Origin of the sequence: Pseudotabrizicola sp. (assembly GCF_030684215.1) — a bacterium.
Lineage (GTDB): Bacteria > Pseudomonadota > Alphaproteobacteria > Rhodobacterales > Rhodobacteraceae > Pseudotabrizicola.
In genome coordinates this window covers 81,978-101,811 of the sequence record NZ_JAUXOV010000063.1, presented here as the reverse complement: position 1 = coordinate 101,811, position 19,834 = coordinate 81,978, and the positions used below count along the sequence as shown (strand labels likewise).

Here is a 19,834-nt window from a genome sequence, read left to right as displayed (position 1 = left end):
TTCTGTTGAACGACCGCTGACCTGAACAATGGTGGCGGTAGTCCCGATGGACGATCAGAATAAGAACCTTATCCTCGCAACTGTGCTGTCCTTCGTGGTCATCATGGTCTGGTTCGTGATGTTTCCACCGCCCGAACCGGTGATCGACCCGAATGCGCCCACGGTCTCTGTGACCGACGCAACCACACCTCCGGCGGCTGCCGTGCCGGGTGCAACTGCGACTGCGGATGGCGCCGCTCCGACCACACAAGCGCCGCGCCTGACCATCGACACGCCAGAGCTGACCGGCTCTATCTCGTTGCTGGGTGGGCGGATCGACGATCTTGAGCTGAAAGCCTACAGACAGACGCTGGATGAAACTTCCGGCATCGTGCGCCTGCTTGCGCCGGTGGGTCAACCAAACGCATATTACGCGCTGTTCGGCTGGGGCCCTGCCGGGGCGCTGAATTTTGAAGACGTGCCCGGTGCGAACACCGAATGGATGCCCGCAGGCGGCGGCACCCTGTCGCCCGGCCAGCCGGTCACGCTGCGCTGGGACAATGGCAACGGTCTGGCCTTCACCCGCCAGATCGCCGTGGATGAGCATTTCATGTTCACCGTGACCGAAAGCGTGCAAAACTCTGGCACGGTTGAGGCCCGGCTGTTCCCCTATGGCATCGTTGCCCGTCACGGCAAGCCGACCAACCTTGAGAATTTCTTTGTCAGCCACGAAGGCGTGGTCGCCCGCGCTGATGGCAAGCTGACTGAGACGGATTACGACGATGTGGCTGATCTGCCGCTGGTCGAGCGTGAGGGCGCGCAGGCCCGGGTCGTCGAATCAACAACCGACGGCTGGATCGGCTTTACCGATAAATACTGGATGACGGTGCTGGTGCCGGAACAGGGCAAGCCCTTTACCTCTGTCACCAAGTTCGTGCCGCAAGCCAATATCTACCAGACCGAGACTCGGCAGGCCGTTGTTGCCGTTGCACCGGGCGAAACCGTGACCTCGACCCAGCGCTTGTTTGCTGGGGCGAAGCGGTGGGAGACCATTCGCGCCTATCAGAACGAGGGCGCTGTTGGTACTGCCGCGCAGCCCATCCCCGGCTTTATCGACGCTATCGACTGGGGCTGGTTCTTCTTTCTGACCAAGCCGATCTTTGCCCTGCTGCACTGGCTGAATGCCAATATCGGCAACATGGGGCTGGCAATTATCGCATTGACGTTCATTCTCAAGCTGCTGGTTCTGCCGCTGGCCTATAAGTCCTATGTCAGCATGGCCCGCATGAAAGAGTTGCAGCCCGAGATGGAGGCGCTCAAAGAGCGTGCGGGCGACGACAAGCAGATGATGCAGCGCGAAATGATGAAGCTGTACAAGGACAAAAAGGTGAACCCTGCCGCGGGCTGTTTGCCGATCCTGATCCAGATTCCGATCTTCTTTGCCCTCTACAAGGTGATTTTTGTCACCATCGAATTGCGCCACGCGCCGTTCTTTGGCTGGCTGAATGACCTGTCGGCACCTGATAGCTCGTCGATCTTCAATCTGTTCGGTTTGCTGCCTTGGGCCGCGCCAGAGCCAAGCTCTATCCTTGCGCTGATCTTTATCGGTATCCTGCCGATCCTGCTGGGCGTCAGCATGTGGTTGCAGCAAAAGCTGAACCCCGCGCCGACGGATCCGACACAGCAGATGATCTTTGCCTGGATGCCATGGGTGTTCATGTTCATGCTGGGCGGCTTTGCCAGCGGTCTGGTCGTCTACTGGATCACCAACAATGTGATCACCTTTAGCCAGCAATACGCGATCATGCGCAGCCATGGGCACAAGCCGGACTTGTTCGGGAACATCAAATCGGGCTTCAAGAAAAAGCCACCCGTTGCCCCCGCAGTGGCTGACAAGAGCGCGAAGCCAAAGAAGAAATGATTCGGCTGGCCCAGATTTGTCGCCATCCGATCAAATCCATTGGCTTTGAGGAACTGGCAAGCGCGCCCCTGACACAGGGGCGCGCTTTGCCGTTCGACAGGGAATGGGCGGTGCTGCATAACGCGGCAAAGGTCACTGATCTGACCGAGTGGGTTCCCAAGATGAACTTTCTGCGCGGAGTGGCCGGGCCAGAGTTGATGGCCATTCGTGCGCGCTTGGATGAAGGCGCGCGCCGGGTTGCGCTGACCCACCCGGTGGCGGGGGACATAACGATCACCCCCGATACCGACAGCGCCGCGCTGGTGTCTTGGTTAAGGCCGCTGTGGCCCGTTGACAGGCCCGCTCCTGCGCGGGTGACCCATGTGCCGGGACAGGCAATGACCGATGTGCCAGAGCCGTTCCTCGCGGTGCTGAACACAGCGTCCAACGCTGATCTTGGGCAACGCATGGGCCGCGATCTGTCAATTCACCGCTGGCGCGGGAATCTTTGGCTGGACGGCCTTGCACCTTGGGCCGAGTGGGATCTGTTGGGCCGCACCTTGCGTATTGGCAGGGCAGAGCTGCGGATCGAGCAGCGCATCACCCGCTGCAAAGCCACGACGGTGAACCCCGATACCGGGTCCGTTGATGCAGACACACTTGTCGCGTTGCAAAGCGGCTTCGGCCATCAGGACTTTGGCACCTATGCCGTGGTCACAAAATCCGGTCCCATCGTGCGTGGCGACCAAGTGGAGGTGCTATGAGCGCTTTGCGGTTTCCCATGGCAGATCAGCCAGATGACTTTACCCGTGAAAAGGGCCGTCTGCTGTTTGCCGGGCCGGTTGATTTTGTCAAAGGCGTGGTCGCCATGCCCGGTCTGCCCCCGGCTGACCGGCTGGAGGTGTGTTTTGCAGGGCGCTCAAATGTTGGGAAATCCAGCCTGATTAACGCGTTGACTGGGCGCAAGACTTTGGCGCGGGCGTCTAACACGCCAGGCCGGACGCAAGAGATCAACTATTTTGCACTGGGGGATCACCGCTATATGGTCGACCTTCCCGGCTATGGCTATGCCGAGGCACCGTTGGCGGTGGTTGAAAAGTGGCAGGCGTTGCTGCGGTCTTATCTGCAAGGACGCCAGACCCTGCGGCGGGCCTTTGTGCTGGTTGATACCCGCCACGGGATCAAAGCAGTGGATCAGGAAATCCTGTCGCTTCTGGACAAATCCGCAGTGACGTTTCAGGTGGTGATGACCAAAGCGGATAAGGTGAACACCGCCACGCGGGACGCCAATATCGCACAGGTCCAAGAGGCGTTGACCAAGCACCCGGCGGCCTATCCTGAAATCGTTATCACCAGTTCGGAAAAGGGTGAGGGGATCGAGACCCTACGCGCGATCATCGCCACGCTGGAGTGAGGCGTCGTGCGCGGGGTCAGCCCCCGGCACCGGGTCATAGCCATGCCCGCCCCAAGGGTGGCAGCGGCACAGGCGGTGCGCGGTCAGATAGCCGCCCTTGATGCCACCATGGCGCTGCAGCGCCTCAAGCGCATAGACCGAGCATGTGGGTTGATAGCGGCAACCATGGCCAACCCAAGGCGACAGCAGCAGGCGGTAAGCGCGCACAGGCAACGCCACCAGTTGCGCCAGCGGCGTCACGCCCGCGCCCCGTGAATGGCGCGCAGGGCGGTTTCCAGATCCAGCAACAGTTGAGCATAGGGCCGGTCTACGGTCACACCGGGGCGGGCAACCAGCACGTAATCCCAGCCGGGCTGCGCCAAAACAGGCAGCACGGCGCGCGCCACTTCACGCAAGCGGCGCTTGGCGCGGTTACGAAACACCGCATTTCCGATTTTCTTGGATGCGGTAAAGCCGACTTGCACCCCCGGTTTGCCATCATCCCTAAACCGGGCCTGCACCAAAAAACCACCAGCCCCATGCCTGCGGGCTGAAGCAGCACGCAGAAATTCAGGGCGGTGGCGCATGGTTGTTATGCAAAACGAAACCGCCGGAGGCGCTATGAGCGTTTTGGCAGCGATGCCTTGGCTCATTTCCTCCGGCGGCGTCATGTCTTGCCACTCCATATCCGGCCCTTAACAGGGCCGAAGGACTTATGCCGACAGCTTGTGACGGCCCTTGGCGCGGCGGGCTGCCAACACCAGACGACCACCTTTGGTGGCCATGCGGGCGCGGAAACCATGGCGGCGCTTGCGGACCAGGTTGGACGGTTGGTATGTGCGCTTCATCGCGGCTCTCCATCAGACGGCTTGCCCGAACCCCAAAGGATTCGAGGGCAGGGAACTTCAAGCCCGTCCTTTACGCAGGCTTGGCGCCCAAGTCAACGCAAGCCGCAAGGATTTCGCGCAACAAATCACATATGGCTTACCGATACGATCACACCGTCCCGTCGTTTGTTGCAAAATCCGGCTAGCCTTGCCTCAAAGCAGCGGTTGCGATCAAGGCCGCGTGATGAGCCTGTTGCAAAGTGGCTTTCGAGAAACGGTTGGACCCACCCGCGCGTAGTGAAACTGACCACGCCACGAGGACCAAGATGCACACCAAGACCGAGGACCAGATGACCAGACCTGCAAATCCATGGCTGAAACGCCTGCCGTTCCTTGCCATAGTTTTGGTGGCCTTGCTGGGGGCGTTCTTGTTGCGTGACCAGATCAGTTTTGATGCACTGGCCCAGCACCGGGATACTTTGCTGGCGTTTCGGGACAGCAATTTCATACTGGCCAGTCTGGTGTTTGTGGCGGCCTATGTGATCATCGTCGGGTTCAGCCTGCCGGGCGCGACCATCGCCACGCTGGCGGGCGGCTTTTTATTCGGCCTGTTTCCGGGGGTGCTTTACAATGTGGGTGGCGCCACGGTGGGTGCGGCGGCGGTTTTCCTTGCCGCGCGGGCCGGCTTTGGTGCGGATGTGGCCGCGCGGATCGAAGAAAAGGGCGGTGCCGCCGCCCGTCTGCAACAGGGATTGCGCGAAAATGAATGGTCGGCGCTGCTGATCATGCGACTGGTGCCTGCGGTGCCGTTTTTCATTGCCAACCTGCTGCCCGCCTTTGTCGGCACCTCGCTGTTTCGCTTTGCGCTGACGACCTTTGTCGGGATCATTCCGGGGACATTCGTGTTCACCTCGGTCGGTGCGGGTCTGGGTGAGGTATTTGCACGCGGCGATACCCCCGACCTGTCGATAATCTTTGCGCCGCATATCCTTGGCCCGATTCTGGGTCTGGCTGCCCTTTCGGCTTTGCCGATCATCCTCAAGCGTTTCAAGAAAGAGGTCTGACATGAACCGGATCGAGACAGACATCTGTATAATCGGCGCGGGCTCTGGCGGCTTATCTATCGCTGCGGGGGCGGTGCAGATGGGCGCGCGCGTGGTGTTGATTGAGGGCGGCGAGATGGGCGGCGACTGCCTGAACGCGGGCTGCATCCCGTCAAAGGCGCTGATTGCGGCGGCCAAGGCGGCACAAGCGATGCGCGACGGGGCCAAGTTCGGGATCACGCCGTCAGAGCCGCAGGTGGATTTTGGCGCGGTCAAAGATCACGTCGCCAAGGTCATTGAGACCATCGCGCCTGTGGACAGTCAGGAACGGTTTGAGGGCCTGGGCGTGCAGGTGATCCGGGCATGGGCGCGGTTCACTGGGCCGGATGAGGTCGAGGCCGGGGGGCAGGTCATCAAAGCGCGCCGCTTTGTCGTGGCCACTGGCAGCCGCCCCTTTGTGCCGCCAATACCGGGCGTTGATACTGTGCCCTACCTGACCAACGAGACGATCTTTGCCCTGCGCGACCGCCCGGACCATCTGCTGGTCATCGGCGGTGGCCCGATTGGTATGGAAATGGCGCAGGCGCATCGGCGGTTGGGTTGCAAGGTCACGGTGATCGAGGGTGCAAAGGCGTTTGGTCGGGATGATCCGGAAATGGCAGCCGTGGTGCTGGCCAATCTGCGGGCCGAGGGCGTGGAGATTTTGGAAGACGCGCCTGTGACTGCCCTGTCGGGTCGGGCGGGGGCCATCACGGTCACGCTGCAAGACGGGCGCGCCGTGCAGGGCAGCCATCTGCTGATGGCCGTGGGGCGCAAAGTGCATCTGGAAGGGCTGAACCTTGACGCGGCAGGCATCAAGCATGACCGAAAGGGTGTCACCGTTGGCCCTGATCTGCGCAGCACCAACCGCCGGGTCTATGCGGTGGGCGATGCGGCAGGCGGGCTGCAATTTACCCATGTTGCGGGATATCATGCGGGCATCGTCATTCGCCAGATCGTGCTGGGTCTGCCCGCAAAAGCGACCACCCGGCACATCCCTTGGGTCACCTATACCGACCCCGAACTGGCGCAGGTCGGCCTGACCGAGGCCGAGGCGCGCAAGGCGCACGGCGCGGCCCTGACCGTGCTGCGGCAAGAGTTCCACCACAATGACCGCGCGCAGGCCGAAGGCAAAGCGCAGGGGCTGCTGAAGGTGATGGTGGTCAAGGGGCGCCCGATCGGCGTTTCCATTGCCGGACCAGTGGCGGGCGAATTGATCGGGCTTTGGGCCTTTGCCATCGCCTCGCGGGCGAAGATCAGCGCCATCGCCGGAATGGTCGCGCCCTATCCTACCTTGGGCGAAATCTCGAAACGTGCGGCAGGAGCCTATTTTTCCCCTAAACTCTTTGATAATCCTATGCTCAAGCGTGTGGTGCGGTTGGTGCAAAGGGTTTTGCCCTGACCCAAGGCGGCGGAGGGGTGAAGCAGGGTGAAGGCGGGGCACGGCGGGTTTTTCAAGACGCTTTCGGGGCGTTTCTTGCTGCTGACAATCGCCTTTGTCATGCTGGCCGAGGTGCTGATCCTTGTGCCCTCGATTGCGCGGTTCCGGGCTGACTATCTGCTGCTGCGGCTTGAGAAGGCACAGATCGCGTCATTGGCCCTGCTGACCACTGATGAGGTGATCGCCCCAGCTCTGGAGGCCGAGCTTTTGGTCAATGCGGGCGTGTTCAACGTGGTGCTGCGGCGTGATGAGGTGCGGCAACTGGTTCTGTCCTCTCCGATTCCCGCCGCGATTTCAGGCACATATGACCTGCGCGCCTCGGGCCCGTGGGAGTTGATCCGCGATGCCTTTGGCGTTTTGGGCGACCCGATGAACCGGGTGATCCGGGTGATCGGCAACCCGGTTCAGCAAGCCGGGCTGCTGATAGAGGTCACGATGGAAACCGGGCCGCTACGGGCGGCGATGATCGATTATGGTCTGCGCATTCTGGTGCTGTCTGTGCTGATTTCAGCGGTGACGGCGGTATTGTTGTTCATCTCGGTGCAGAGGATGATCGTGGCGCCGATCCGCCGTGTGGTGAACCACATGCAAGCCTATGCCGAGGCCCCCGAAGATGCGCGCCGGGTGATCGCGCCCACCTCTCCCGTGGTGGAATTGCGCGCGGCAGAGGATGCGTTGGAAAGCATGCAAAAGCAGTTGACCGGGGCGCTTCGGCAAAAGGAACGGCTGGCCCAGTTGGGCGGGGCGGTGGCCAAGATCAGCCATGATCTGCGCAACATCCTGACCACAGCACAACTGTTCGCCGACAGGATCGAGGGCAGCGCCGACCCTATGGTGGCCCGTGCCGCGCCAAAGCTGGTAGGCTCGATCAGCCGGGCGGTCAGCTTGTGCGAATCAACGCTTGCCTTTGGTAAAGCGGAAGAACCGCCACCGCGGTTGGAGAAATTGAAGCTGCGCCCATTGGCCGAAGAAGTGGCTGAGGCCGAGGGTCTGTTGGGCGAGAGCGCAATCACCGCACTGATCGACATTCCGGCGGGCTTTACCCTGCGCGCCGATGGTGAACAGTTGTACCGCGTGCTGTCCAATCTGGTTCGCAATGCCCGTCAGGCGATGGAGGCGACAGGGCAGGGTGGCACCGTCGAGATCTCTGCGGGAGAGGATGACGCGGCGTGGTGGTTGCGTGTTGGCGACACAGGGCCGGGCCTGCCACCAAAGGCCCGCGAGCATTTGTTTGCAGCCTTTCAGGGCGGTGCCCGCAAAGGGGGGATCGGGCTGGGGCTGGCGATTGCGGCAGAGTTGATCCGGGGCCATGGTGGTCGGCTGGAACTGGGGCGCAGCGATGATGAGGGGACGGAGTTTCTGATTCACCTGCCCAAAGCAGTTTCTGAAAACAGTCTGGCCCATCCGTGACTTTTGCCCTTGCAAACCCCGGCGGGGGTCGCTAAATCCGCCCCCATAGTGGACCCGTAGCTCAGCTGGATAGAGCATCAGACTACGAATCTGAGGGTCGGGCGTTCGAATCGCTCCGGGTTCACCATACATCATGTTTTTTGCGCCATATGCGTTTCGAGCTGAATTGCCATTTGGTTTCAACGGCCTGACAGGGCGGCTTCAATCCCTTTATTGGCGCTTTCAGCTGTGTCGTTGCACATAGAAAAGACCCCCACCTTGGGGAAAGGTGAGGGTCTGGCTGCGAATGGGGGTCGCAGCTTTGCCTGCCGGGTGTTCAGAATACGTCGAGCAGGTAAAGGATGATGATGATCGGGATCGGGATGCCGATCAGCCAAGCCAATGCGCCTTTCATGGGGTCGTCCTTTCAGGTGGGTTCGAAAAACGAACGCAAGAGCGGGGTGATGGTTCCGCATTCGAGTGGAAAAGTCGTAAGCGCCTGAAAACTTGCATTTCTTCAGATATGCGCTGCGTCTGGTCCGGGTATGGCGGGCGTCGGGTTTACGTCATGACGTTTGTGCGGTCCCGGCGGGATGCGCGCGGGTGCGGCAACGCGGTGTTAACCGCGCTCTGTCATCGTTGCCCGATGCCACAGTATCACCGCCCCAGATCATACGGCGCGCGGGTGTTCTTTACCCTGTGCCTTGCGCTGCGTGGCAGTGATCTGTTGCAGCGGGAGGTGGTCGCCCTGCGTCGCGCAGTGGCGCAGACGCGCGCCGAGCGGCCCTTTCAGATCGCGGCTTGGGTGGTGCTGCCGGATCATCTGCATTGCGTCTGGCAGATGCCGGCGGGGGATGGGGATTTTGCGGTGCGGTGGGGGGCGATCAAGGCGCGGTTCTCGATGAGCATGCGCAAGTCGCGGGGGTTCACCCCGCCGCCGCCTGTGGGGCGCAAGAATGGCGGGGTGAACCCCGCCCTACGGCGCAAGGGAGAGGTCGGGCTTTGGCAACCACGGTTTTGGGAACACCATATCCGGGATGAGGCGGATTATGCGGCCCATGTCCGGTATTGCTGAGGCAATCCGGTCAAGCATGGGTTGGTGCAGCGGCCCGTTGATTGGCCGTATTCGTCGATCCACCGGGATATCCGGTTGGGAGTGGTGGAGCCGGAGTGGGGTGGGTCGATTGAGGTGGGGGAATTCGGGGAGTAGGGCGGGGTTCACCCCGCCGCCCCCGGTCGTCGAAAGAAAGGCGGGGAGAACCCCGCCCTACGCTTGTGGTGACCGCGCGGCGATTACCTAGAAAACCGCTTGTACTTCACCCGCTTCGGCTCCAGCGCGTCTGGCCCCAGACGGCGGATCTTGTCTTCTTCATAGGCCTGGAAGTTGCCCTCGAACCATTCGACATGGGCGTCGCCCTCAAATGCCAGAATATGCGTGCAGAGGCGGTCGAGGAAGAAACGGTCGTGGCTGATGATCACGGCGCAGCCGGCGAAGTCTTCGATGGCGGATTCGAGGGCTTGCAGGGTTTCCACGTCAAGGTCGTTGGTCGGCTCATCCAGCAGCAGCACGTTGCCGCCCGAGCGCAGCAGTTTGGCCATGTGGACGCGGTTACGCTCTCCGCCGGACAGCAGGCCGACCTTTTTCTGCTGGTCGGTGCCCTTGAAGTTGAACGCCCCGGTGTAGACGCGGCTGTTCATCTGCATGTCGCCAAGCTGGATGATTTCCGAGCCGCCTGAGATTTCTTCCCACACGTTTTTATTCGGGTCCAGTGCATCGCGGGACTGGTCGACGTAGGAGAGTTTCACGGTGTCGCCGAGGGTGACGGTGCCCTCATCGGGTTGTTCCTGCCCGGTCAGCATGCGGAACAGGGTGGATTTGCCGGCACCATTGGGGCCGATGACGCCGACGATGGCCCCCGGCGGGATGGTGAAGGTCAGATCTTCGATCAACAGCTTGTCGCCCATGGCTTTTTTCAGGCCAGTGACTTCGATCACCTTGTTGCCAAGGCGTTCCCCGTTGGGAATGATGATATGCGCGTTGGACGAGCGTTCCAGCACTGTCTGGCCTGCCATCTCGTTGTAGCGCGCAATTCGGGCCTTGCCCTTGGCTTGGCGTGCCTTGGCACCGGAGCGAATCCATTCCAGTTCTTTTTCCAGCGCTTTCTGCTTGGATTTGTCCTCGCGCGCCTCTTGCTGCATGCGCTTGGCCTTTTGGTCGAGCCATGCGGAATAGTTGCCCTCATAGGGGATGCCGCGGCCGCGATCGAGTTCGAGAATCCACGAGGTGATATCATCGAGGAAATAGCGGTCGTGGGTGACGATCAGGATGGTGCCCTTATAGGCGATCAGGTGCTTTTGCAGCCATGCAATCGATTCGGCGTCCAAATGGTTGGTCGGTTCGTCCAGCAGGAGCATGTCGGGGGCTTCAAGCAGCAGCTTGCACAGCGCCACGCGGCGGCGTTCCCCGCCCGACAGGTCTTCGACATTCGCATCATCCGGGGGGCAGCGCAGGGCGTCCATCGCGACGCCGACGGTGGCTTCCAGTTCCCACAGGTTGCCCGCGTCAATCTGGTCTTGGAGCGCGGCCATCTCGTCCGCCGTTTCGTCCGAGTAGTTCATGGCGAGGTCGTTGTAGCGTTCCAGAATGGCGGTCTGTTTGGCTACGCCCAGCATCACGTTTTCTTTGACGTTCAGCGTAGGGTCGAGGTGGGGTTCCTGCGCCAGATAGCCGACTTTGGCGCCTTTGGCGGCCCATGCCTCGCCTTTGAAATCGGTGTCCATGCCCGCCATGATCTTCAGCAGGGTGGATTTACCAGCCCCGTTGACGCCGACGACGCCGATCTTTACGCCGGGCAGGAAGTTCAGGTGGATGTTTTCAAAGCATTTCTTGCCACCGGGATAGGTCTTTGAGACGCCTTCCATGTGGTAAACATATTGATAGCTGGCCATGTGTATTCTCCGGTGTCGCGGGGCGGCGGGTGCGCGCATGTGCTTGGGTTGCCCCTGATGTAGCGATATTGCTGGACAAGGGCAACGCGGCAGGGGCAATTTGGCCAGCCAAATAAGGGGGCGGAATGCGGGTCGGGTTTCCGGTAGCGGGTAAGGGGCAGGTGATTGGCCTGTTGGGCGGGTCGTTTGATCCGGCCCATGAAGGGCATGCCCATATCACGCGCGAGGCGATGAAGCGGCTGGGGTTGGATCAGGTCTGGTGGCTGGTCACGCCCGGCAATCCGCTCAAGGCGCGCCAGCCTGCGCCGATGGCGGACCGGATCGCGCGGGGGCGGGCGGTGATGCAGCACCCACGGGTCAAGATCACGGATCTGGAGGCGCGACTGGGCACGCGTTTTACCTATGAGACGGTGAGGCGGTTGCAGGCGATGTATCCCGGCGTGCGGTTTGTCTGGCTGATGGGGGCGGATAATCTGGTACAGTTTCACCGCTGGGACCGCTGGCGCGATATTCTGCGCAGCGTGCCTGTGGCGGTGCTGGCGCGGCCCGGCGCCGGGGTCAAGGCGCGGCTGAGCCGGGCGGCGCAGGCATTCCGGTCCAAGCAGCTGGACCGGGGTGAATGGCTGGGCGGGTCACGGCGGCCCCCGGTCTGGGCGTTCATCAACCTGCCGATGAACGGGGCCAGCAGCAGCGCTATCCGGGCGCGGGGTGATTGGCGCGGCGGCGCGGGCCATGGTGGCGCGGGAACGTGAACGCGGTGTGGTTGCTTGCGGCAGGTCTGATCGCCTAGACTGCGGCTTCAGGAATTGGGTGCGCGATGGTTTCACGGCGAAGGATTGTTGGCGGGTTGCTGGGCAGTTGTGCTGCCCTGTTGGCCGGGCCTGTGCTGGCTGAGGCCCCGGCACGCTCGCCCCGTCCGGTGCCGCGAGGCGGTCAGCAGCCCGCGGTGCGTGGCACATCGGCAGAGGTCTTGATCAATAATGCCAAGCTGGGCGCGGCTGCCGTTGCAAGCTATGTTGTGATGGATGCCGCTACGGGCACCGTGCTGGAGCAGCGCGAGGCGCAGACCGCGATGCCGCCCGCGAGTGTGACCAAAGCGGTGACGGCGCTGTATGCGCTGGCGCGGTTGGGGCCAGAGTTCCGGTATCGCACGCGTATTCTGGCGACAGGGCCGGTGGTGGGTGGTGTGGTGCAGGGCGACGTGTTGCTGGTGGGTGCGGGCGATCCGACGCTGCAAACCGATCAGTTGGGCGATCTTGCGGCGGCGCTTGCCGCGCGCGGGGTGAAATCCGCAACCGGGCGCTTTCTGACATGGGACCGTGCCTTGCCGCCGGTTTCGCAGATCAGTGACGAACAGCCCGTGCAGGTGGGTTACAACCCGTCGATCAGCGGCCTGAACCTGAACTTCAACCGTGTGCATTTTGAATGGAAGCGGGCGAACGACGGCTGGTCTACGGCCATGGATGCGCGGGGCGAGCGCTTTGTGCCCGCCGTGCGTATGGCGCGGATGCAGGTGGTGACGCGTGATGCGCCGGTCTTCACCTACCAGACTGCCGATTCGGCCGATGAATGGACCGTCGCCTCGGGCGCGCTGGGCAAAGGTGGCAGCCGTTGGCTGCCGGTGCGCCACCCCGCGCTCTATGTCGGTGAGGTGTTTCAGACGCTTGCAAAGGCGCAAGGCGTCACTCTGGCGGAGCCGCAGCCGTTGCAGTCAGAACCCGTCGGGCAGGAACTGGCGGCGGTGGACAGTGTGCCCCTGACGACGATCTTGCGCGACATGCTGCGGTTTTCCACCAATATCACTGCCGAGGCTGTGGGGCTGCGCGCCTCGGGGGCGGCAGACCTTGCCGGGTCTGGCGCGGCGATGTCCGACTGGGTGCGCGCGACGTTTGGCGTGGACTGCCGATTCGTCGATCATTCGGGCCTTGGCTCTGCGTCGCGGGTGACGGCTGAAGACATGGCAAAAATCATTCACCAAGCGCGCGGATCAAGTGCCGGTCTGCAACCTTTGCTGCGCGATATGGGCCTGCGGGACGCCAAGGGGAAAGAGATTGCCAATCATCCGACCCGTGTCACCGCCAAAAGCGGCACATTGAATTTCGTGTCAGGTCTGTCGGGCCATATCCGCCCGCCCCAAGGCCGCGAACTGATCTTTGCGATCTTCCTTGCCGATACCGCGCGCCGCGACATGCTGAGTGTGACCGAGCGGGAAGCCCCGCCGGGTGGCGAGGCGTGGCTGGCGCGCGCCCGCAATCTGCAATGGCAATTGTTGGCGCGCTGGTCACAGGCCTATGCCTGAGAGCGGTGTCGGTGGCCCGCCCTACCCTTGGTGGATACGCTTCGCAAATCTCATTCGATTGCGCGGCTGGCGTCAGGGCTTCAGATGACGCACCCGCGCGCCCCATTCGATGGCGGCGGCGTGCAGCCGGTCGATGGCCAGCTCCTCGCGCACCTCTTCCAGCATCCGCAGCTCCATGTCGCGCAGCTTGCCATCAGCCGCCACCACATCGCAGGCCAGCGCATAGGCGGTTTCGCGCAACCGTTCGGGCAGCGCATCGCGGATCAGGCCGAACAGCGCATCCAGCCCGTCTTCTTCTTCGAACAGGTCAAACACGGTCTGGCTGACCGTGCGGATGCGGTCGGAATCATAGGAGGCAAACACCGGCATGTGATTGACCATCCGTTGAATGGCGACCAGTTCCGAGGTCCGCATCTGCTCATCCGCCGCCGACACCGCCACCATAACGGCAACAAGCGCATCCTGAGGGGACATTGAGGGGGGCGTATCGGGCATCGTGCATTCCTTTGCGTTTGCGGCGACAATATTGACGCGCCGGGGTTCCGGCAATAGAGGACGGAGGCTTTCCCGTGCATGGGGTATGGGGGCGGTTCAAGGATGTAAGCAATGTCTGCTTTGCGTGATGCGGCAATGAAATCGAAGGCATGGCCCTTTGAAGAGGCCCGCGCCATTCTGAAACGCTATGAAAAGAAAGCCCCGGAAAAGGGCTATGTGCTGTTTGAAACCGGCTATGGCCCGTCTGGCCTGCCGCATATCGGCACGTTTGGAGAAGTTGCAAGGACGACGATGATCCGCCGCGCGTTTGAGGTGATCAGCGACATTCCGACGCGGCTGATCTGCTTTTCCGATGATGTGGACGGCATGCGCAAGGTGCCCGAAAACGTGCCACAGCAGGATATGCTGCGCCAGCACATGCAAAAGCCGCTGACATCGGTGCCCGATCCTTACGGCGAATACGACAGCTTTGGCGCGCATAACAACGCCATGCTGCGCCGGTTTCTGGATACGTTCGGCTTTGAATATGAATTCATCAGCGCCACCGAGTTCTACAAATCGGGCCGCTTTGATGACACCCTGCGCCTGTGCGCTGAGCGTTATGACGCGATCATGGCTATCATGCTGAAAAGTTTGCGTGAAGAACGCCAGCAGACCTATTCGGCGTTTCTGCCGATACACCCGGAAACCGGGCGCGTGCTGTATGTGCCGATGAAGAATGTCGATGCGGTGCGCGGCGAGATCACCTTTGACGACGAGTCCGGCCGCGAATGGACGCTGCCGGTGACGGGCGGCAATGTGAAGCTGCAATGGAAGCCCGACTTTGGCGCACGCTGGGCGGCGCTGGGCGTCGATTTCGAGATGTATGGCAAGGACCATTCCACCAACACCCCAATCTATGACGGGATTTGTGAGGTGCTGGGCGCGCGCAAGCCCAACCACATGACCTATGAGCTGTTCTTGGACGATCAGGGGCAAAAGATATCGAAATCAAAGGGCAACGGCCTGACGATTGACGAATGGCTGAGCTATGCGGCCACGGAATCGCTGTCCTATTTCATGTATCAAAAGCCGAAGACCGCCAAGCGGATGCATTTCGACGTGATCCCGCGCGCGGTGGATGAATACCACCAACAGCTGCGGGCCTATGCCGATCAGGATGTTGATGCACAGGTCAACAATCCGGTCTGGCACATTCATGGTGGTCAGCCGCCGGTGTCGAAAATGGTGGTGCCGTTCTCGATGCTGCTCAATCTGGCCTCGGTGGCCGGGGCCAAGGATGCAAAAGGGCTCTGGGGCTATATCCGCGCCTATGCGCCGGATGCCTCGCCCGAGACGCACCCCGATCTGGATGCTGCAGCCGGCCATGCTGTGCGCTACTTCGCGGACAAGATTGCGCCCGCACGGGTGTTCCGTCTGCCCACCGATCAGGAACGTGCCGCAATTCTCGATCTGCGCGCACGGCTTGCGGCATGGGATGGCGGCAATGACGCCGACGCCCTGCAGACCATGGTATTTGCGGTGGGCAAGGAGCACGGGTTCGAGCCGCTGCGCGACTGGTTCAAGGCGCTTTATGAGGTGCTGCTTGGCGCCTCTGATGGCCCGCGCTTTGGTGGCTTCACCGCGCTTTATGGCGTGCCGGAAACAATTGCCCTTATCGACAAGGGGCTTGCAGGCGATTTTATCAAAGCCTGATGCTAAACATTGACCGGGCGCATGCCCGGTCTATCCTTTTTGTGGGGATGTTTCCGCGAAAGGACCACGGCTATGCGCCTGCTTGCCGGACTGCTGACCGCCGCTTGCCTCTGCGCGCCCGCATTGGCGCAGGATGACCAGATCCAGAACACCATCCGCAACCAGTTGTCCGCGCTTGGACAGGACGACTACGTCACAGCCTTCAGCTTCGCCAGCCCGACGATCAAAGGCATCTTCGGCACCGCCGATAATTTTGGTATGATGGTGCGTCAAGGCTATCCGATGGTGCATCGTCCGGGCGATGTAAGGATGCTGGACCTGCGCGAAGTCGCCGGAAGCCTGTGGCAAAGGGTGATGATCACCGACCAACAGGGCCGGACCCATCTGCTCGATTACCAGATGATCGAGACAGCGGACGGCTGGCAGATCAACGGCGTGCAACTGCTGCCCTCGGTCGGTGTCGGTGCCTGAAATACTCTTGCGCAGTGTGCTCCTGTCCTGACCGTATTTCGGCAGCCTCAGGAAAATGCCAGCCGCGGGCGCTCGATACCCCCGCAGATGGCCCCTGTGATCAGGTCAGGCCGCGGATCACGCGGTTTACGTGGCCCATTTTGCGGCCGGGTTTGACTTCGACTTTGCCGTAAAGATGGATCTGGGTGCTGCGCTCGCGGGCAAGTGTGGGGACGCGGTCCACATCTTCACCGATCAGGTTCTCCATCACCACATCGGCATGGCGCCCGCCGTCGCCCAAGGGCCAGCCTGCAATCGCGCGGATGTGTTGTTCGAACTGATCCACGGCGCAGCCGGCCTGGGTCCAGTGGCCGGAGTTATGGACGCGGGGGGCGATTTCGTTGACGATCAGCCCTACGGGGGTCACGAACAGCTCTACCCCCAGCACGCCGACGTAATCCAACGCGTTCAGAATGCGGGCGGCGATCAGCACTGCGTCGCTGCGTTGACCGGGCGACAGGCGGGCGGGGAGGGTGGTGGTGTGCAGGATGCCGCTTTGGTGCACGTTTTCGCCGGGGTCGTAGCAGGCGACCGACCCGTCAAGGCCACGGGCTGCGATCACCGAGACTTCGTGGCTGAAGTCGACAAAGCCTTCCAGAACCGATTCTGCGCCGTTCATGGCCTGCCATGCGGCCGGGGCGTCGGCCGGGGTCATGATTCGGGCCTGCCCCTTGCCATCATAGCCCAGCCTTGTGGTTTTCAGGATGGCGGGTGCGCCGATCTGCGCCAAGGCTGCCTCGAGTGAGGCCTTATCCACCACGCGCGCATAGGGCGCGGTTGTCAGGCTAAGGCTGGTCAGGAAATCCTTTTCCGCGATCCGCTCTTGTGACACCGCCAAAGCGCGGCGGTTGGGGCGGATCGGGCGGATGGCCTCAAGCGCGTCAAGCGAGGCGGCGGGAACGTTTTCAAATTCATAGGTGATGACATCGACGCTTTGCGCAAATGCGCGCAGCGCGTCGAGGTCTTCATAGGATGCGGTGGTCACGCGGGCCGCAACATCGCCCGCTGGCGGGTTTGGCCCCGGCTCGTAGATATGGCATTGAAAACCAAGCCGGCTGGCGGCAACCGACAGCATCCGGCCCAATTGCCCGCCGCCCAGAATGCCGATCATCGCGCCGGGGCGCAGCATGTCAGTCATCCTTTGGCTCCTCGGGGATAGAGGCCGACAGCGCATCGCGCCACGCGTCCAGCCGTTCCGCAAGAGCAGAATCGGAAATCGCAAGGATGCCCGCCGCCATCAGTCCGGCATTGGCGGCACCCGCCGCGCCGATCGCCATGGTGGCCACGGGGTAGCCTTTTGGCATCTGCACGATGGAATACAGGCTATCGACCCCCGACAGCGCCTTGGTCTGCACGGGCACGCCGATAACCGGCACCCGCGTCTTGCTGGCCATCATGCCCGGCAGATGCGCCGCACCGCCTGCGCCTGCGATGATCACTTTCAGCCCACGCTCTGCCGCCGTCTTGCCATAGGTCCACAGCCGATCCGGCGTGCGGTGGGCGCTGACGATCTTTGTCTCATAGCTGATACCAAGCGCATCAAGGATAAGCGCGGCTTCTTTCATCGTGGGCCAGTCGCTTTGCGACCCCATGATAATTCCGACGTCAACGGCCATGCGTGTCCCCCATTGCTTTGGGCGCGATTACGACAGGATGCGCGCCGGAGCAAGGCTTTGGACGCAAGCGTCTGGGCTTTGGACGCAAGCGTATGGGCTTTGACCGCAAGCGTAGGTGCCTTCAGGCGATGATATCGGGGATCAACTGATCTTCGATCTTCACGATCTGGTCTTTCAGCGCCAGTTTTTGCTTTTTCAGGCGGCGCAATGTCAGCTGATCGGGGCGACCTGTCGCCTCAAGGGCGTGAACCGCCTCATCCAGATCGCGATGCCCACGGCGCAGAACCTCCAGCCGGATCTGGAGCATGTCTTCGAAGTTGAGTTCGCTGGGCGCGTTCATGGGATTCGCTTACTGGCTGGGTCAGGGGTGGCGGTATCAGACCGTTGCTGAGTCGTCTTGGCCTTGTGCATCCGATTATAGGGATTCTTTGACCGTGCAGCAAAGAATTTGGTGCAACGATTCAAGCCAGTGGTGGTTGGCCAATGGTGGTTGGTGGGCAAGCGACGAGGGCACAGCGCAAGGCGGGTTTGCGGCCCCGCCCTTGCAGCCTGCGCGTCAGCGCCCCATATTTCCCGTAAGGTGCCGGTGCCTGTCATGGGGCTGGCGTCAAGCAATGTCGCTTTTGCAAAGGGCATGGGACAGATGACGAAACTAAGTTTTGGGGCGCACCCGTTTTTGTTGGGATTTGAACAATTGGAACGGCTGGTCGAGCGCACTGCGAAGTCTTCGGGCGAGGGGTATCCCCCGTTCAACATAGAGGCGACGTCAGACAACACTTACCGCATTACACTGGCAGTCGCTGGGTTTCGCGAGGAAGATCTGGCGATCACGGTCGAGGACCGCCAGCTTGTCGTGCGCGGGCGCCAGCCTGATGACACACAAGACCGTGTGTTTTTGCACAGAGGCATTGCCGCACGGGCCTTTCAGCGCAGTTTTGTACTGGCGGACGGGGTCGAGGTTGCGGGCGCGAACATGGATCATGGGCTGTTGCACATTGATCTGAAACGCTCGGTTCCGGATGCGGTGGTGCAGACCATCCGCATCGGCCGAGGATAAGGAGATTTTGCGATGAACAGTCCTTTCAAGGCATTTGCCCAAGTGGAAAGCCCGATCGTTTATGTGCGCCCGGTGACGGTGGCCGATCTGCCAGACGAGTTGCGTGAGCAGATCGGCGATGTGGAGACGGTTTATTCCGTGCATCGCCCGGATGGCGAGCGCGTGGCGCTGGTGCGTGAGCGTAGCATGGCGTTTTCATTGGCGCGCCAGCACGATCTGGCCCCTGTCAGCGTGCATTGAGCGGTTGATCTGCGCAAGCGACCGCGCTTCCCAGCCGCGCAGGCAGGGACGCGCGGTTGAACTGGCCCTGACATCGCCAAGATCGGGAAACAGGCTTAGCACTTCATCCCGCGTGGGTTGGTCCAGAAGGGACAGACCATAGGTATCAGGATGAAAGCTTTCAGTCAGAATGCCTTCGGAAAAAATCAGCTCATGCTTGTCAAACAGCAAATGCACATACTTGACCGACGCAGAGGGAGCGAGACGGATAGACTGACCGTTCACCAGATGGAGAGCGGCGACCAGCACCTCGAAAGTGCCAAACAGCAATTCTGCCCGCCAGTCTGATACCAGAATCCGGTGCTGTTGCGACAGCCGCAGATCACGGCTGTTTCCCAAGGTGCCGGCGGTGATCAAGACCGGCGCCGCTGGCCCGCGCCCGGCCACCCGGCGGCTTGCAGACCACCGCAGCGGGCGAAAACCGTTGTCTGCGGTCAGCACCAGATCACCGGGCAGAAGGTCTTCGACCGGGATCAGACCGTCAAAGGTATGGATCAGGGTGCCCGCGACAAAACACAAGAACGGTTCGTCACGGGTAGATACAAGGCTGTGGCTGTATTCGACATTGTCAAAAGTGCCAAGCGTCAGGGATTCGACCTTTTTGTAATGCAGATCCGGCGGGATGTGTTCATCGCGGATGCGGACCAAGTAGGTGCCGTCGTCCAGCAGCCAGACGGAGAAGTTTACGGTGTAGGTCACTCCGTTCGCCACCATTGTGCCGCCCGGATAGCCGCCGATTTCGCGGATGCTGTGTTCGACACCGTTGATAATTACCCGGTCATTGCTGCTGGTGCTGGCGTCGTCCGTATCGGTGTCGGCGATCATGTCGTCGCCTTCGGCGTCCCGCCAGGTGATTTCGGTGTAAGTGGCGGGATCAACAGACATGCTATTGCCGCCCGCATCCAGATTGCTCTGGTCCGTGG

General features: G+C 61.5%; 22 protein-coding genes and 1 tRNA gene. 14 read left to right on the top strand and 9 right to left on the bottom strand.

What is annotated here, in order from left to right; genetic code table 11:
• Positions 1-46: 46 nt before the first annotated feature.
• The 3 genes from yidC to yihA are packed head-to-tail and all read left to right on the top strand — an operon-like array spanning position 47 to position 3,293.
• Positions 47-1,900, top strand: coding sequence for a membrane protein insertase YidC (yidC, locus tag Q8K08_RS12625; protein WP_304801705.1), 1,854 nt, complete (start codon positions 47-49; stop codon positions 1,898-1,900).
• Positions 1,897-2,643, top strand: coding sequence for an MOSC domain-containing protein (locus Q8K08_RS12620; protein ID WP_305250283.1), 747 nt, complete (start codon positions 1,897-1,899; stop codon positions 2,641-2,643). Before yidC ends, Q8K08_RS12620 begins: the two co-directional genes overlap by 4 nt.
• Entirely contained in the window at positions 2,640-3,293 is a 654-nt protein-coding gene (gene yihA / locus Q8K08_RS12615) for a ribosome biogenesis GTP-binding protein YihA/YsxC (RefSeq protein ID WP_304801710.1), read from the top strand. The genes Q8K08_RS12620 and yihA overlap by 4 nt, the downstream gene beginning before the upstream one ends.
• On the opposite strand, the gene yidD is transcribed toward yihA, so the two are convergent.
• The 3 genes from yidD to rpmH all read right to left on the bottom strand — a co-directional run bounded on the left by yidD (position 3,264) and on the right by rpmH (position 4,120).
• Positions 3,264-3,533, bottom strand: a complete 270-nt coding sequence (yidD, locus tag Q8K08_RS12610; RefSeq protein ID WP_305250282.1) for a membrane protein insertion efficiency factor YidD — start codon at positions 3,531-3,533, stop codon at positions 3,264-3,266. The two genes, yihA and yidD, sit on opposite strands and share 30 nt — an antisense overlap.
• The gene (gene rnpA, locus Q8K08_RS12605; RefSeq protein WP_304801714.1) at positions 3,530-3,859 is read right to left on the bottom strand and encodes a ribonuclease P protein component; all 330 of its coding nucleotides are present in this window, start codon (positions 3,857-3,859) and stop codon (positions 3,530-3,532) included. Before rnpA ends, yidD begins: the two co-directional genes overlap by 4 nt.
• Positions 3,860-3,985: 126 nt before the next feature.
• Positions 3,986-4,120, bottom strand: coding sequence for a 50S ribosomal protein L34 (gene rpmH / locus Q8K08_RS12600; protein WP_100195973.1), 135 nt, complete (start codon positions 4,118-4,120; stop codon positions 3,986-3,988).
• 305 nt (positions 4,121-4,425) lie between these two features.
• On the opposite strand from rpmH, the gene Q8K08_RS12595 reads away from it, so the two are divergent.
• The 5 genes from Q8K08_RS12595 (at position 4,426) to Q8K08_RS12575 (ending at position 9,086) form a co-directional block, all read left to right on the top strand.
• Positions 4,426-5,163: a TVP38/TMEM64 family protein gene (locus Q8K08_RS12595; protein WP_304801717.1), complete on the top strand. Its 738-nt coding sequence runs from the start codon at positions 4,426-4,428 to the stop codon at positions 5,161-5,163.
• Between the two features lies 1 nt (position 5,164).
• A complete protein-coding gene (locus Q8K08_RS12590) occupies positions 5,165-6,583 on the top strand; it encodes an NAD(P)/FAD-dependent oxidoreductase (RefSeq protein ID WP_305250280.1) in 1,419 nt (472 codons plus the stop codon).
• A gap of 99 nt (positions 6,584-6,682) precedes the next feature.
• Entirely contained in the window at positions 6,683-8,032 is a 1,350-nt protein-coding gene (locus Q8K08_RS12585; RefSeq protein WP_304801733.1) for a HAMP domain-containing sensor histidine kinase, read from the top strand.
• Positions 8,033-8,082: 50 nt separating this feature from the next.
• Positions 8,083-8,159, top strand: a tRNA-Arg gene (locus Q8K08_RS12580).
• A 498-nt stretch (positions 8,160-8,657) separates the two neighbouring features.
• Positions 8,658-9,086: a transposase gene (locus tag Q8K08_RS12575; RefSeq protein WP_322573272.1), complete on the top strand. Its 429-nt coding sequence runs from the start codon at positions 8,658-8,660 to the stop codon at positions 9,084-9,086.
• Between the two features lie 218 nt (positions 9,087-9,304).
• Here the strand turns inward: Q8K08_RS12575 and ettA are convergent, their stop codons facing one another.
• Complete coding sequence (gene ettA / locus Q8K08_RS12570; RefSeq protein ID WP_304801724.1) at positions 9,305-10,960, bottom strand: energy-dependent translational throttle protein EttA; 1,656 nt, start codon at positions 10,958-10,960, stop codon at positions 9,305-9,307.
• A 125-nt stretch (positions 10,961-11,085) separates the two neighbouring features.
• On the opposite strand from ettA, the gene Q8K08_RS12565 reads away from it, so the two are divergent.
• Complete coding sequence (locus tag Q8K08_RS12565) at positions 11,086-11,712, top strand: nicotinate-nucleotide adenylyltransferase (RefSeq protein ID WP_305250279.1); 627 nt, start codon at positions 11,086-11,088, stop codon at positions 11,710-11,712.
• A gap of 65 nt (positions 11,713-11,777) precedes the next feature.
• Complete coding sequence (gene dacB / locus Q8K08_RS12560) at positions 11,778-13,259, top strand: D-alanyl-D-alanine carboxypeptidase/D-alanyl-D-alanine-endopeptidase (protein ID WP_305250278.1); 1,482 nt, start codon at positions 11,778-11,780, stop codon at positions 13,257-13,259.
• Between the two features lie 72 nt (positions 13,260-13,331).
• On the opposite strand, the gene Q8K08_RS12555 is transcribed toward dacB, so the two are convergent.
• Positions 13,332-13,754, bottom strand: coding sequence for a tellurite resistance TerB family protein (locus Q8K08_RS12555; protein WP_304801736.1), 423 nt, complete (start codon positions 13,752-13,754; stop codon positions 13,332-13,334).
• A 111-nt stretch (positions 13,755-13,865) separates the two neighbouring features.
• On the opposite strand from Q8K08_RS12555, the gene Q8K08_RS12550 reads away from it, so the two are divergent.
• Complete coding sequence (locus Q8K08_RS12550) at positions 13,866-15,449, top strand: lysine--tRNA ligase (protein ID WP_305250277.1); 1,584 nt, start codon at positions 13,866-13,868, stop codon at positions 15,447-15,449.
• 72 nt (positions 15,450-15,521) lie between these two features.
• Positions 15,522-15,920, top strand: coding sequence for a DUF4864 domain-containing protein (locus Q8K08_RS12545; RefSeq protein ID WP_304801740.1), 399 nt, complete (start codon positions 15,522-15,524; stop codon positions 15,918-15,920).
• A 100-nt stretch (positions 15,921-16,020) separates the two neighbouring features.
• Here Q8K08_RS12545 and Q8K08_RS12540 read toward each other — a convergent pair whose 3' ends face one another.
• From Q8K08_RS12540 to Q8K08_RS12530, 3 genes are all read right to left on the bottom strand, one after another.
• On the bottom strand, positions 16,021-17,097 hold the full coding sequence (locus Q8K08_RS12540) for a 5-(carboxyamino)imidazole ribonucleotide synthase (protein ID WP_304801743.1): 1,077 nt from the start codon (positions 17,095-17,097) through the stop codon (positions 16,021-16,023).
• On the bottom strand, positions 17,090-17,575 hold the full coding sequence (purE, locus tag Q8K08_RS12535) for a 5-(carboxyamino)imidazole ribonucleotide mutase (protein ID WP_304801745.1): 486 nt from the start codon (positions 17,573-17,575) through the stop codon (positions 17,090-17,092). The genes Q8K08_RS12540 and purE overlap by 8 nt, the downstream gene beginning before the upstream one ends.
• Before the next feature lie 121 nt (positions 17,576-17,696).
• Positions 17,697-17,915: a YdcH family protein gene (locus tag Q8K08_RS12530; protein WP_304801747.1), complete on the bottom strand. Its 219-nt coding sequence runs from the start codon at positions 17,913-17,915 to the stop codon at positions 17,697-17,699.
• A 303-nt stretch (positions 17,916-18,218) separates the two neighbouring features.
• Between Q8K08_RS12530 and Q8K08_RS12525 the strand changes: the two genes are divergently transcribed.
• Positions 18,219-18,632, top strand: coding sequence for an Hsp20 family protein (locus Q8K08_RS12525; protein WP_304801749.1), 414 nt, complete (start codon positions 18,219-18,221; stop codon positions 18,630-18,632).
• Between the two features lie 12 nt (positions 18,633-18,644).
• Positions 18,645-18,872, top strand: a complete 228-nt coding sequence (locus Q8K08_RS12520; protein ID WP_304801751.1) for a DUF1150 family protein — start codon at positions 18,645-18,647, stop codon at positions 18,870-18,872.
• On the opposite strand, the gene Q8K08_RS12515 is transcribed toward Q8K08_RS12520, so the two are convergent.
• On the bottom strand, positions 18,828-19,796 hold the full coding sequence (locus tag Q8K08_RS12515; RefSeq protein WP_304801753.1) for a Hint domain-containing protein: 969 nt from the start codon (positions 19,794-19,796) through the stop codon (positions 18,828-18,830). The two genes, Q8K08_RS12520 and Q8K08_RS12515, sit on opposite strands and share 45 nt — an antisense overlap.
• Between the last annotated feature and the right edge of the window lie 38 nt (positions 19,797-19,834).

Excerpts from the sequence above, each read along its gene's own strand:
- yidC (WP_304801705.1), top strand. The coding sequence starts at position 47 with ATGGACGATCAGAATAAGAACCTTATCCTCGCAACTGTGCTGTCCTTC.
- Q8K08_RS12620 (WP_305250283.1), top strand. The coding sequence starts at position 1,897 with ATGATTCGGCTGGCCCAGATTTGTCGCCATCCGATCAAATCCATTGGC.
- yihA (WP_304801710.1), top strand. The coding sequence starts at position 2,640 with ATGAGCGCTTTGCGGTTTCCCATGGCAGATCAGCCAGATGACTTTACC.
- rnpA (WP_304801714.1), bottom strand. The coding sequence starts at position 3,859 with ATGCGCCACCGCCCTGAATTTCTGCGTGCTGCTTCAGCCCGCAGGCAT.
- rpmH (WP_100195973.1), bottom strand. The coding sequence starts at position 4,120 with ATGAAGCGCACATACCAACCGTCCAACCTGGTCCGCAAGCGCCGCCAT.
- Q8K08_RS12595 (WP_304801717.1), top strand. The coding sequence starts at position 4,426 with ATGCACACCAAGACCGAGGACCAGATGACCAGACCTGCAAATCCATGG.
- Q8K08_RS12590 (WP_305250280.1), top strand. The coding sequence starts at position 5,165 with ATGAACCGGATCGAGACAGACATCTGTATAATCGGCGCGGGCTCTGGC.
- Q8K08_RS12585 (WP_304801733.1), top strand. The coding sequence starts at position 6,683 with ATGCTGGCCGAGGTGCTGATCCTTGTGCCCTCGATTGCGCGGTTCCGG.
- Q8K08_RS12575 (WP_322573272.1), top strand. The coding sequence starts at position 8,658 with ATGCCACAGTATCACCGCCCCAGATCATACGGCGCGCGGGTGTTCTTT.
- ettA (WP_304801724.1), bottom strand. The coding sequence starts at position 10,960 with ATGGCCAGCTATCAATATGTTTACCACATGGAAGGCGTCTCAAAGACC.
- Q8K08_RS12565 (WP_305250279.1), top strand. The coding sequence starts at position 11,086 with ATGCGGGTCGGGTTTCCGGTAGCGGGTAAGGGGCAGGTGATTGGCCTG.
- dacB (WP_305250278.1), top strand. The coding sequence starts at position 11,778 with ATGGTTTCACGGCGAAGGATTGTTGGCGGGTTGCTGGGCAGTTGTGCT.
- Q8K08_RS12555 (WP_304801736.1), bottom strand. The coding sequence starts at position 13,754 with ATGCCCGATACGCCCCCCTCAATGTCCCCTCAGGATGCGCTTGTTGCC.
- Q8K08_RS12550 (WP_305250277.1), top strand. The coding sequence starts at position 13,866 with ATGTCTGCTTTGCGTGATGCGGCAATGAAATCGAAGGCATGGCCCTTT.
- Q8K08_RS12545 (WP_304801740.1), top strand. The coding sequence starts at position 15,522 with ATGCGCCTGCTTGCCGGACTGCTGACCGCCGCTTGCCTCTGCGCGCCC.
- Q8K08_RS12540 (WP_304801743.1), bottom strand. The coding sequence starts at position 17,097 with ATGACTGACATGCTGCGCCCCGGCGCGATGATCGGCATTCTGGGCGGC.
- purE (WP_304801745.1), bottom strand. The coding sequence starts at position 17,575 with ATGGCCGTTGACGTCGGAATTATCATGGGGTCGCAAAGCGACTGGCCC.
- Q8K08_RS12530 (WP_304801747.1), bottom strand. The coding sequence starts at position 17,915 with ATGAACGCGCCCAGCGAACTCAACTTCGAAGACATGCTCCAGATCCGG.
- Q8K08_RS12525 (WP_304801749.1), top strand. The coding sequence starts at position 18,219 with ATGACGAAACTAAGTTTTGGGGCGCACCCGTTTTTGTTGGGATTTGAA.
- Q8K08_RS12520 (WP_304801751.1), top strand. The coding sequence starts at position 18,645 with ATGAACAGTCCTTTCAAGGCATTTGCCCAAGTGGAAAGCCCGATCGTT.
- Q8K08_RS12515 (WP_304801753.1), bottom strand. The coding sequence starts at position 19,796 with ATGTCTGTTGATCCCGCCACTTACACCGAAATCACCTGGCGGGACGCC.